Source organism: Janthinobacterium sp. 1L-D-8-B-C4 (assembly GCF_057291295.1).
Map to the genome: position 1 here is coordinate 47,693 of NZ_JBXAVX010000002.1, position 11,541 is coordinate 59,233.

An 11,541-nucleotide genomic window follows, 5' to 3' on the forward strand; every position below is an offset into this window, starting at 1 on the left:
CATCGCTGTTCTTACCTGAAGCTGGCCCATCATGAATGACAACACATCCGCGCGCGCGCAGCGCAAGCCGACCAGCCGCATCTCGACCGGCATTGTCGGCCTTGACGATATTCTGTGCGGCGGCCTCACTGCCCAGCGCGTCTACCTGGTCGAAGGCTCGCCCGGCACCGGCAAGACCACCCTGGGCCTGCAATTTTTGCTCGATGGCGTGGCGCACGGCGAGACCGGCCTGTATATCACCCTGTCGGAAACGGCGGACGAGCTCGACGCCGTGGCCGAAAGCCATGGCTGGGACATGGACGGCATCGCCGTATTCGAACTGGCAAACGACAATTCGCTCGATCCCGATGCGCAGCAATCGGTATTCCACCCGTCCGAAGTGGAGCTGGGCGAGACGACAAAAAGCGTGATGGAGCAGGTCAATACCCTGAAACCCCTGCGCGTGGTGTTCGACAGCCTGTCCGAGATGCGCTTGCTGGCGCAAAATCCGCTGCGCTACCGGCGCCAGATTCTGGCCCTGAAACAATTCTTTTCCCTGCGCGACTGCACCGTGCTGCTGCTCGACGACAAGTCGAACACGCCGGACCAGCAGCTGCACAGCATTGCCCACGGCGTGATCAGCCTGGAACAGATCGCGCAGGAGTTCGGCAAGGAGCGGCGCCGCGTGAATGTGATCAAGATGCGCGGCACCAAGTTTCGCGGCGGCTACCATGACTACATCCTGGAAACGGGCGGACTGAAAATCTTTCCGCGCCTGATCGCAGCCGAACATAACACCGATTTCCATGCCCATGTCAGCTCGACCGGCTCCAGCGCCTTCGACGAACTGCTGGGTGGCGGCTTGCCGTCCGGCACCAATACCCTGGTCGTCGGCCCATCTGGCATCGGCAAGACGACGGTGTCGGTGCGCTGCCTGCTGTCGGCGCTGGAACGCGGCGAAAAGGCGTCGTTCTACCTGTTCGACGAGGGATTGGCGACGTTTTTCGCGCGCTCCAATTCATTGCAGATGGATTTGCGGCCTTACGCCGACAGTGGCCAGCTGGTCATCCACCATATCGATCCGGCCGAACTGGCGCCCGGTGAATTCGCGCATATGCTGCGCGACGCGGTCGAGCAGTCCGACGTCAAGTTCATCGTCATCGACAGCCTGAACGCCTATCTGCAGGCGATGCCGGGTGAACATTTCCTGACCTTGCAGATGCACGAACTCTTGTCTTACCTGAACCAGCAGGGCGTGACCACGGTGCTGGTGCTGGGCCAGCACGGCCTGATTGGCGAGGTGCGCTCGGACGTCGACCTGAGCTACCTGAGCGACACCACCGTGCTGCTGCGGTTTTTCGAATCGAATGGCAAGCTGCGGCGCGCCATTACCGTGATCAAGAGCCGCACCAGCAACCATGCGCTGACCATCCACGAGCTCAAGCTGGGCCATGGCGGCATTACCATCGGCGGCGCGCTGGAAGGCTTCGAAGGCATACTGACGGGCTTGCCAACCTACCGCGGCGCCACCCCGATGATGCTGGCGGGGCCAGATGAGCCTCGATAACGGCACGCTCGACGAGCGTATCCTGATCCTGGCGCCGCATGGCCGCGACGCCGAAGTGATCCATCAGGTGCTGGCGCGCAACGGCTTTGGCGGCGGCGCCGTGGCGAACTTTGACGCCATGGTTGCCGAGCTGCAGACCGGCGCAGGCGCCTGCGTCATCGCCGAGGAAGCGCTGCAGGATTCCAGCGTGAACCGGCTGCTGGCCTGGCTGCGCACGCAGGAGCCATGGTCCGACTTTCCCTTCGTGATACTGATTTCAAAACACAATGGCGTGACGCCGCAAGCGGCGCGCAGCACCTTCGACCAGCTGGGCAATATCATCCTGCTGGAACGGCCGCTGAATGCCGAGACCCTGCGCAGCGCAGCCGCCTCGGCCCTGCGCGGGCGCCAGCGCCAGTACGAGGCGCGCAAGATCCTGGCCGAGCGCATGCGCGCGGCCGAAAGCCTGCGTGAAAGCCGGGCCCAGCTGCTGCAACTGAACGAGACGCTCGAATCGCGCATCGAGGAACGCACGCGTGCGCTGGCCCAGGCCAACGACCGCCTGATGAACGAAGTGATCGAACGCGAGCGGGTGCAGCTGGCCATGGTGCAGCTGCAAAAAATGGAGGCGGTAGGGCGCCTGACGGGCGGCATCGCGCACGACTTCAACAATCTGCTCAACGTGATTCAGGGCAGCATGGACCTGATCCTGTACCTGTCCAAGGACGAGAATGCCCGCCGCAAGGCCGAGGTCGCCCGCCGTGCCTGCGAGCGCGGCGGCAAGCTGACCAGCCAGCTGCTGGCGTTTTCGCGCAACCAGCGCCTGAACCTGCGCGCCACCGATATCCGTACCCTGTTCGATGGCGTGCGCGAACTGATGGCCACCTCGCTCGGCTCGTCGGTCCAGCTGTCGTTCGAGCTCGACGAACAGCTGCGGTTCGTGATGGCGGACGTCAACCAGATGGAAATGGCGCTGTTGAACCTGGCCATCAATGCGCGCGACGCCATGCCGGCCGGCGGCAAGCTGGTGGTGCGCGCCAGCCGCGCGGCCGCGCCCGAAGGTTTGCTGCCAAGCGGCATGTACTGTCTGATCGCCGTCACCGACGACGGCCAGGGCATGGATGCGGCGATAGTGGCCAAGGTGTTCGAGCCGTTTTTCACTACCAAGGCGATCGGCAAGGGCACCGGGCTGGGCCTGAGCCAGGTCTACGGCATGGCCCAGCAGTCCGGCGGCACTGCGCGCGTACTGAGCGAAGCGGGCGTCGGCACCACGATTGAAATCTGGCTCAGGCTCACTGGTGACGCCATGGATGCCGAAGATGCGGAACCGGCCCAGGCGCCGCCCGCCCCCGGCGCCGGCGCGCGTATCCTGGTGGTCGAAGACGACAGCTCGGTACGCCTGTCGATGGTCGAATCGCTCGAAGCACTCGGCTATTGCGTCAGCCAGGCGCAGGACGGCCAGGCTGGCCTGCAAGAACTGCGGCGCGACAAGCCCAGCCTGATGATCACCGACTACCTGATGCCCGGCATGACAGGCGCCGAACTGGTGGCGATCGCCAACCGCGAGTTTCCCGGCCTGCCGATGATTATCGCCACCGGCTATGCCGACATGGAAGCGATCGACCAGGTGATCGGCAGCAATACCGTGCTGCGCAAGCCGTTCCAGCTGGCGGACCTGGCGGCGACGGTGACGCAGGCGCTGGCGCGCCATGGCTGACATCATTTCGCCTGATGACCTGATGCTGCCGTCCGAACGCGAACGGCGACAGATTTTCTATCTGCTCAAGAAAAACAGCTCCATCACCGCCTGGCGCCGCGTTCATGATTTCTATGCGGCGTGGGTGGATGTGACCAGGCAAAGCCTGCACGAGGCGGCCAGGCAGGGCTGGGCGCTGAAAACCTCGCTGCCAGCGTCGACACTGGCGTTCCTGCAGGAAGGGCTGGCGCAATTGGCCAAAGCCATGGCCACGCTGGAAAAAAACAACTTCAAGGGGTTCGGCGCACCGTCTTTTTTCGACCTGATCGCCGCGCGCAACCGCCTGACCATCGAACTGGATCGGGTACGGCGCGTAGATGAAGGCGAGAACGGCATCGATGAGGCGCATACGCCGCTGTGGCAGGAGTATTGCGAGGCCATGCATGCCGCCTACGATGCATGGGCTGAATGCTCGATGCATCTTTATCAGCGTAATTACTTTCCTGGCGGACCGTGGTACTACCAACGCTGGCTGAAACGCGATCTGCCACTGATGCACTTTCCTGCTGACATGGAAGCGGTGCCCGATCCCGCCGTAAACAGCTTTGTCCGTGGCGATGGCGTCGTCGCGTGCGCCGGTATCTGGGAGCCCGTCGCCGCGCCCGCCAGTTCCTTCATTGAACGCCTGACGGGCGCGTGGAAACCCGAGGCGCCTTTTACGGTCGTGGGGGCGATGAACTATTTCACCGCCAACTCGCTCGCCCCGGCGATTATGCTGCAACGCGACGGTGACCATGCCAGCGAAAAAATGGCGCTGGCATGGCGCTTGTTGTGGCGTGAAGACCGTTATGCGGACGGTGCAATGCCTGAACAGGAGGCCCGCTACCGCTTCCTGGAACCGCAGCGCTCGCGTCCTGCCGCGTCTTGCCTTGACCCTGCCGATGGCGTCATATGGGCCTGCAGCGGAGCCGCCGCACCGGTGAGCGGCAAGTGGCTGCTTGAATCGCATGGCACCTTTACCCAGATGCGCAAGAAAGGCCAGCGCATGCCGTTCTCGCAGGGTGAGTCCGTGCGCTGGGTACTGGTGCGGCCGGATAGCCTTGTCAGACCGTAGGTATCGTGCCGCCATCGATCACATGCTCGCTGCCGTGGATGGCCGCCGCCCGCTGCGAGGCCAGAAAGGCGACCAGTTCGGCGACTTCTTCCGGTTTTCCCGGCCGGCCGATCGGAATGCCGCCCAGGCTATCCATCAGTTTCTCGCGCGCAGCGACGTCGCTGATGCCGCCGTGCTCGGCGATGCGCCGTATCATGGCGCTGGCCGCCGTGGTTTCGATAAAGCCCGGCGCCACCGTGTTGATGCGAATGCCACGCGGCCCGAATTCATTGGCCAGGCCCTTGCTGTAATTGCTGAGCGCAGCCTTGGCGGCGGCGTAGGCCAGGGTGGAGTCGAACAGTGGCAGGCTGCGCTGGATCGAGGAAATATGAATGATGACACCGGCGCGTTTTTCCAGCATGGCCGGCAGCAGGGCCCGGTCCAGCCGCACTGCAGCGAGCAGGTTGCCTTGCAGCGCTTCTTCCCATAATTGATCGGTCAATGCCAGCGCGCCGCCGCCGGGCGCGGTCGAGCCGCCGATATTGTTGACGAGGATATCGACGCCGCCATGCGCGGCCAGGATGGTGTCGGCCACCGTATCGGTCCCTTCGCGCGTGCCGAGGTCGGCGCGGATAAACTCCACCCCGGACGGCAGTGCATCGGAAGCTTCCCTGGCGGTGGTGATGACCTGGGCGCCGCGCGCCTGCATCAGCACCACGATGGCGCGGCCCATGCCCTTGGTGCCGCCGGTGACCAGCACGCGCTGGCCGGCAAAGTCTTGTGGCTGATTCATGGTTTGATTTCCTGTTGAGTTGATCGAGTACTCATCATAGATGTCATGATTTATTCCAGATACGCAGGTTTGACATGTAAGCTATCAACTTCAAGTTAATAATCAACGCCATGAAACCAATCTCGTTTGAGGCCATCCGCATCTTCCTCGCCGTGGCCGAGGCCAGAAGCTTCACTGCCGCCGCGATACGCCTGGGCGTGACACCGGCGGCCGCCAGCAAGGCGGTCAAGCTGCTCGAAGCGCAGCATGGGGTGATGGTGTTCGTGCGCAATACGCGCCGGGTGGCCCTGACCGAAGCTGGCACCGCCTTGTATGCCAGCCTGCTGGCGGCAACCGGTCAGATCGACGATGCTTTCACGGCGTTGACGCGCTTTCGTGACCGCCCGGCCGGCACCTTGCGCCTGACCGTGCCGCGCGCCTTGGGGGCATGGGTGCTGAGGGGGCTGGCGCCGCGCTTCCAGCGCGCGTATCCCGATGTGTCGCTCGATATTTCGCTCGACGATGGCGAGGTCGACCTGCTGGAGCATGGGTATGACGCCGGCATACGGCTGGGCCAGTCGGTGGCGCAAGGCATGGTGACGGTGCGGCTGACGGGCGAGCTGGCCTGGTCGGTGGTCGGCGCGCCTGCTTACTTCGCGCGCGCCGGCCGGCCTTTGGCACCGGAAGAGCTGGTGCGCCACGAAACCGTGCGCTACCGCTTCCACCGCACGAAGGCGCTGGCGCCGTGGGCCTTTGTGCGCGGTGGCGATACCTTCCATGTCGAAACCGGGCAAAAACTGGTGGTCAACGACACCGGCCTGATTGCCGACTTTGCCCGCTCGGGACTGGGGCTGGCCTATTTGCCCGATATCGAGATCGCGCACGACCTGGCGGACGGGCGGCTGGAGCGGGTGCTTGAAGCGTTCATTGCGCCGTCATCGGGATTGTTTCTGTATTTCGCGGCCAGGACGCAAAGCCAGCCGAAGCTGCGCGCGTTTATCGACATGGCTGCCGCCGAAGGGCCGGATGGCAAGCTGCAGGATAAAGCCGCGCCGCGCCAGGCGCAAGATCGAGCTGTTCCTCGAATCGATGTCAGCCCTTGAGCATGGCGCTGATCAGTACGCGCCAAAAACCGTCGCATTGTTGACCGTGACGACTTTGTCGACAGTCACCTCGGCGGCGATGCTGCCGGTATAGCCGCCGCTGAAATAGCAGTCGACCACCAGCCGTGGATGCTCGGCCAGGGCCAGCTCGATATGCGAGTCGACACCGGGATGCAACTGCACGGACTTGCTGGCGCCAGCGGCGAGATCGCCGATTGCATACGATTTTCCGGTGATATGGACCACCACCGATCGCATGGCTTCCGTGCCGATATTCGTGGCGGTAAACGTGATGCTTTTTTCGGGCGAAAAGGGGTAGGCCATGACACCGAGGACGATGGTGGCGACGAGCGCGCAAAACAGCAGCATTTTCTTCATGGGCATGATCCAGGCAGGTCGTGGCAGATATTGCCATCATATCCACGACCTGCCCGTCAGTGCAAGGCAATGCGTTGCTGCTGATGCCAGCGTCCTTACTTCGCCAGCGACTTCTTGTAGGCGATCGAATACGTCAGCTTGCCCGTTGGCGTTACCAGGTCGTCCAGCGCCGGCTGGCTGAATACGCCGCTCCAGCCCAGGGTTTGGGCAGTGACGCCGCCGCTGACGATGTCGGTGGCTTTCAGCGCCACCATCGCTTGCGAGGCCGTCTTGATGGCCGCCATGTAGGCAGTGGTGTCGCTGGTGTCGACTTTCGACAGGTCGATCACCGGCTTGTTGCGCAGCCAGTCGGCCCAGTAGAATTCGAGGAATTCGGTGGCTGTCGATGGCACCACGTAGCCGGCGTCGCGCGTGAAGTAGACCAGGGCGCGGTATGGGTCGTTGCCCAACGATTTCAAACCGATCGAGGCTGGCAGCTGGCTGGTGGCAATCGCCTGGTTGGCGCCGTTCTTCAGCCAGACCTTGTTGGCCTTTTTCATTTGCGCCCAGAAATCATATTCGCTGAGTTTACTGAAGTTGTCGGTCACCTTGACCCATACCTTGAGCTGATGATTCACGCCATTGTCGGCGTCCCAAAAAGCGCTGAAGGTGTGGTGTCCATCGGTCAGGAACAGCTTGCCATTCGGGCCGATGACGACCGTCTTCATGTCGCCCGGCCTGGTGCCTACCGGCGACTTGCACTGGAAGCTGGCGGGCGGGTTGATCAGGGTGGCGCCGGCGATATTGGCGGTCTTGGTGACCACGTCCTCCTGGCCGTTCGCTTCGCACAGTTCGGCAAATTTCTTTGGCTTGTTGGTCTTGGCCATGATCAGGTCTTCCGCGCCGTAGCGGCCCAGCTTGTAGTACACCTGGTCGTAGCCGATGGCCGGCTGGGTCGGGTGCAATTCGTCGAGCGACACCTGCAGGAATACGGGCGCGGCATCGGTGCCGGCAGCGGTGGCGGCCAGGAACTGGTCGCGCGCGCTCAGCACGGGTGGCGTTTCCAGCACGCTCTTGCCGGTTGCCATCGGCGTGCCGCCGTTGATAATTTGCGCGACGATGCTGCCGCTGGCGTTGACGATGTCGGTATCGGCGCCACTGGTTTTCACTTGCAGATTGTCGAGCAGCACGTCAGCCGGGTCCTTGCTGTTCGGCGTCAATGGTCCATTGACGAAGTCATAGCCGGCAGCCATGCCCAAGGTTTGCATGGGCGCGGCCAGCGCCTTGCCCAGCTGCGCTTGCGCCGCCTGCAGCTTTGCCGCATCGATCGCGGCCAGGCTGGCGGCAGGCGCGGCAACCGGGTTTGCTCCCAGCAGTTGCGCGGTGATGATGGAGGTCAGCGGGGTCAGGTTGATGGTGCGCTCCTTCAGTGATACGGCGGACAGCACCATGCCGCCGGCCGTGGTGGCAGTCACCAGGAAAGGCGCCCTGGCGGTGGCGGTAATCGCAATATTGGCCTGGCCATTGGCATCGATGCCGCCGAAGCCTACTCTTTCTTTGCTGGCATCATAGACATTGACCGTGCTGCCTGTCGCCGCCTTGCCGGTGGCGGCCACCACGCTGATGATGCGCGCTGGTGCCGGTGCCGCCGTTTGATCCTGATCATTGGATGAGCCGCCGCATGCGGCCAGGCTGGCGCCAAAGGCCAGCGCCAGGGCGGCCGACAAGGTGGAGCGGCCGAAGTTGGCCAAGGCGAGTCTGTTTTGCATGTCTGTCCCGTGATGTCGGTATAAAAAGTGCCGACATGCTAGCGGACGGATATGTCAGGATGATGACAGGGGCAGGGTTGCTCCGCTTTACTCCCCTAAATTTACTCCAGCAGGCCGGCGGGCGTGCGCGGCGACGACATCAGGTCGCGAAACGCCGCCCAGTGCTGGGCGCGGGTGCTACCCTGGCGTTCGACCCAGGCCTTGGCCATGTCCTGGCCCAAGTTGTAGTTGATCACGTAGGCGCCCATCTCGTCGTAGAACTGCAGCCGCTGCGCCGCTTTTTCAGCCGGATACAGGCGCACGTTGACCAGCCATTCCAATGCTTGCTCCTTGTCCAGGCTGCCTTCAAGGTACTGGCGCGCAATATCGTTGTCGGCATAGGCCAGCTTTGCCAGCAGGCGGTTCAGGGCCAGGTAGCGCGGCGCCAGCGCGGGGTCCAGCCCGGCCAGCGGAAACAGCACCTGCTGCTCGAACGCCAGCCTTTCTTCATCCGTAAAGCTCAGTTCGATGCCATGGTTGGCCGTGCCTTCGGCAATCAGCGATTGCGGCGAAAACAAAGGATAGACGCAGTATTCGATCCAGCCCTTGCCGCGCACCAGGTCGCGTTCGAGCAGCACGTTATACACATGGTGGCCCGGATAGGCCTCGTGGCAACCCAGGTCGACGGCGCGGTCGATATGGATCGGCAAATCGGTATTGATCTGGATGACGCTCTGGTAATTGCCCTTGTACCAGTTGTAGCCGCTCCAGGACTTGTCGGTGACAAATTCGAGCACGAAGTCTTCCTCCGGCGGCAGCGCGATGTAGCGCAGCGTGCGTTCGCGGCCGGCCGCGATGGCGGCTTGCATCACGGCCTGCAAGTGCTCGGGCGCGATGATGAACTGGCGCCGAAATGCCTGCACCCTTGCACTGACCGGGCCGCTGCCGGGCAGCAGGGCGGCCACTTGCGCCACGATGGCTTCATACCAGGCCCGCGTGTGATGCGGCGACACGGCGTCGTACAGCCGCGCGCTTTCTTCGTCAAAGCCCGGCTTTGCGCCACCGAGCATGGCCACCTTCATTTGCATCGACAGCAATTGCGTGCGCAGGTTGGTGGCGCGCAGCCGCGTTTCCTGGTCAGTACTCACTTCGGCGCCATCAAGCTGCGCCAGGGTTGCCGCAATGTCGTGGCCGATCTGTGGCAGCGAACGCTGCACGGTGGCGGCGTCCTGCTGCCATTCCGGCGGGCCGTAATAGGCATCGACATAGGAAGTATCATGCTGGCCGATGGCCAGCACCAGGTGCACATAAGATTCGGCAATAGCGGACAGGGTAGCGGGCATGGCGGCAGCAAATAGGAATCGAAGAACCAGTATAGCAGCGCCGCGCCGTTGTAAATAAGCCTGTTGCCTGCGGCCGACCATGTCGCATCCCCTTCTTATCAGGAAAATCAATAACTGGTATCTGAAATCGAAAGTGGCTTTATATCTTGAAACGCTTATGATGATATTGCACTGCAACAAATACCGTACATTTCCAGGAGCATTCCATGTCCCACACCACCATGCCAGCATTGACCGTTTTCTCTTTCAACAGCCTGTCCGGCGCCTTTGAAAAGGCAGCCTCGGCAGTGCAAGCATTGATGCTGCGTATGCACAATGCGATCGCCAACGGCATCGAAGAGCGTGTGCGTGAGGAGCAGGATGCCGACCTGGCCGAAGCGACCGACCGTTATGACCTGGAGTTCCGCATGCGCAAGCAGGACCGTTCGCATGGCGGCAGCTACTGGAGCAATGGCAACAATCGCTGATCCTTCGGCTGATACGCCGACTGTAATTTGAAAAGCCCCGTACCTGCTTGCCAGGTACGGGGCTTTTTTATATTACTGCTTCATCACATTGGGCCGCGCCTGCGGTGGCACGGGCACCGTGCCGCTGCGTCCCGGCGCGAATGACGCTTCCGTCGTGCCCTGGACCGGTACCGACGTCTTGCGCAACTTGGCCACCTGCGCGGCCGTTGCGGCGCTGCCGTAATTGCCCCAGCTGGTCTGGATAAAGCTGACCACCTCGGCGATCTGCTGGTCGTTCAGGGTCTTGGCGTAGCCGCCCATCACCAGCGCGGAAGGCGCCGTATGGGTGGCCGGCACCATGCCGCCCGACAGCACGATATTGATGGCCGAGGTCGGATCTGCCGTCTGCAGCACTGCGTTGCCGGCCAGCGCCGGGAAGGCTTTGCTATAGCCCTTGCCGTCCGAACGGTGGCAGCCGGCGCAGTTGTTCAGGTACAGCTGCGCGCCGGTGGTGTCGACCTTGCCTGCAAACAGCGCCTTGGCCACCTTGTCGTCGCCGACAAACGGCTTGGCGCTGGTATTGGCCGGCGGCAGCGATTTCAGGTATTTGGCGATGCTGCCCAGATCGTCCTTGCTCATGTACTGCATCGAGTGGGCGACCACATCGTTCATGGCGCCAAACGAGGCGCTATGGCTGTTGCGGCCGGTTTTCAGGAACTCGGCAATATCGGCTTCGCTCCAGCGCGCCAGGCCACCGCCGTGCTCGTTGCGCAGCGACGGCGCGACCCAGCCGTCGATGGCGGCGCCGCCTGCCAGCCAGGCGCTGCTGTCGAGTTCGGTCAAGGCTTTTTCCTGCATGCCGACGCCGCGCGCCGTATGGCAGGCGCCGCAGTGGCCCAGGCCCTGCACCAGATAGGCGCCGCGCAGCAATTGCTGGTCGCCGCCTGCGGTTGGGGTGTACGGCGCCGGCGTCGGCGCAAATACCCAGCGCCACACCGTCAAGGGAAAGCGCATCGACAGCGGCCAGGGGATGTCGGAGGCGCGGTTTGGTGACGCGTTGGCCGGCACGCCATGCATCAGGTAGGCATACAGCGCACGCATGTCGGCGTCGCTCAGGCGCGAATACGAGGGGTAGGGCATGGCCGGGTAGACCGTGTAGCCCTGTTTCGTCACGCCGGTGCGCATCAGCTTGTCGAAGTCTTCAAACGTCCAGTTGCCGATGCCGTGCTGCTTGTCGGGCGTGATATTGGTGGAATACACCTTGCCGATCGGCGTGGCCATGCCGAGGCCACCGGCATAGGGCTTGCCTTGCGGGGCCGTGTGGCAGGCGATGCAGTCGCCGGCGCGGGCAAGGTATTCGCCCTGCTTGATCAGTTGCGCGTCGGCCGGGGCCGCCTGGCTGGCGGCGGACAGCAGCAGCGACAGGGCGGCAAGCAAGCGTTGTGTATGTTTTTTCAA

At 62.9% G+C, this 11,541-nt stretch carries 10 protein-coding genes; 5 read left to right on the forward strand and 5 right to left on the reverse strand.

Going from position 1 to position 11,541, the window contains the following annotated elements:
* Positions 1-31 precede the first annotated feature (31 nt).
* Genes AC0Z42_RS03265 through AC0Z42_RS03275 form a run of 3 tightly spaced genes read left to right on the forward strand, consistent with a single transcriptional unit; the run spans position 32 to position 4,335 of the window.
* A complete protein-coding gene (locus AC0Z42_RS03265) occupies positions 32-1,546 on the forward strand; it encodes an ATPase domain-containing protein (RefSeq protein ID WP_485466812.1) in 1,515 nt (504 codons plus the stop codon).
* Positions 1,533-3,242: a response regulator gene (locus tag AC0Z42_RS03270; protein ID WP_485466813.1), complete on the forward strand. Its 1,710-nt coding sequence runs from the start codon at positions 1,533-1,535 to the stop codon at positions 3,240-3,242. The genes AC0Z42_RS03265 and AC0Z42_RS03270 overlap by 14 nt, the downstream gene beginning before the upstream one ends.
* Entirely contained in the window at positions 3,235-4,335 is a 1,101-nt protein-coding gene (locus AC0Z42_RS03275; RefSeq protein ID WP_485466814.1) for an Imm71 family immunity protein, read from the forward strand. The genes AC0Z42_RS03270 and AC0Z42_RS03275 overlap by 8 nt, the downstream gene beginning before the upstream one ends.
* On the opposite strand, the gene AC0Z42_RS03280 is transcribed toward AC0Z42_RS03275, so the two are convergent.
* On the reverse strand, positions 4,325-5,107 hold the full coding sequence (locus AC0Z42_RS03280) for an SDR family oxidoreductase (protein WP_485466815.1): 783 nt from the start codon (positions 5,105-5,107) through the stop codon (positions 4,325-4,327). The two genes, AC0Z42_RS03275 and AC0Z42_RS03280, sit on opposite strands and share 11 nt — an antisense overlap.
* A gap of 110 nt (positions 5,108-5,217) precedes the next feature.
* Between AC0Z42_RS03280 and AC0Z42_RS03285 the strand changes: the two genes are divergently transcribed.
* Positions 5,218-6,189 (forward strand): LysR family transcriptional regulator, encoded by a 972-nt coding sequence (locus AC0Z42_RS03285; protein ID WP_485466816.1) that lies wholly within the window; start codon positions 5,218-5,220, stop codon positions 6,187-6,189.
* A 12-nt stretch (positions 6,190-6,201) separates the two neighbouring features.
* On the opposite strand, the gene AC0Z42_RS03290 is transcribed toward AC0Z42_RS03285, so the two are convergent.
* The 3 genes from AC0Z42_RS03290 to AC0Z42_RS03300 all read right to left on the reverse strand — a co-directional run bounded on the left by AC0Z42_RS03290 (position 6,202) and on the right by AC0Z42_RS03300 (position 9,637).
* On the reverse strand, positions 6,202-6,567 hold the full coding sequence (locus AC0Z42_RS03290) for a hypothetical protein (RefSeq protein WP_485466817.1): 366 nt from the start codon (positions 6,565-6,567) through the stop codon (positions 6,202-6,204).
* Positions 6,568-6,662: 95 nt separating this feature from the next.
* Positions 6,663-8,315 carry a ParB/Srx family N-terminal domain-containing protein gene (locus AC0Z42_RS03295; RefSeq protein WP_485466818.1) on the reverse strand — a complete coding sequence of 551 codons (1,653 nt, stop codon included), beginning with the start codon at positions 8,313-8,315 and terminating at the stop codon, positions 6,663-6,665.
* Between the two features lie 101 nt (positions 8,316-8,416).
* The gene (locus AC0Z42_RS03300; RefSeq protein ID WP_485466819.1) at positions 8,417-9,637 is read right to left on the reverse strand and encodes a hypothetical protein; all 1,221 of its coding nucleotides are present in this window, start codon (positions 9,635-9,637) and stop codon (positions 8,417-8,419) included.
* Between the two features lie 299 nt (positions 9,638-9,936).
* Between AC0Z42_RS03300 and AC0Z42_RS03305 the strand changes: the two genes are divergently transcribed.
* Complete coding sequence (locus AC0Z42_RS03305) at positions 9,937-10,104, forward strand: DUF3563 family protein (RefSeq protein ID WP_485467307.1); 168 nt, start codon at positions 9,937-9,939, stop codon at positions 10,102-10,104.
* Positions 10,105-10,176: 72 nt separating this feature from the next.
* Here AC0Z42_RS03305 and AC0Z42_RS03310 read toward each other — a convergent pair whose 3' ends face one another.
* Positions 10,177-11,541 carry a cytochrome c gene (locus tag AC0Z42_RS03310; RefSeq protein ID WP_485466820.1) on the reverse strand — a complete coding sequence of 455 codons (1,365 nt, stop codon included), beginning with the start codon at positions 11,539-11,541 and terminating at the stop codon, positions 10,177-10,179.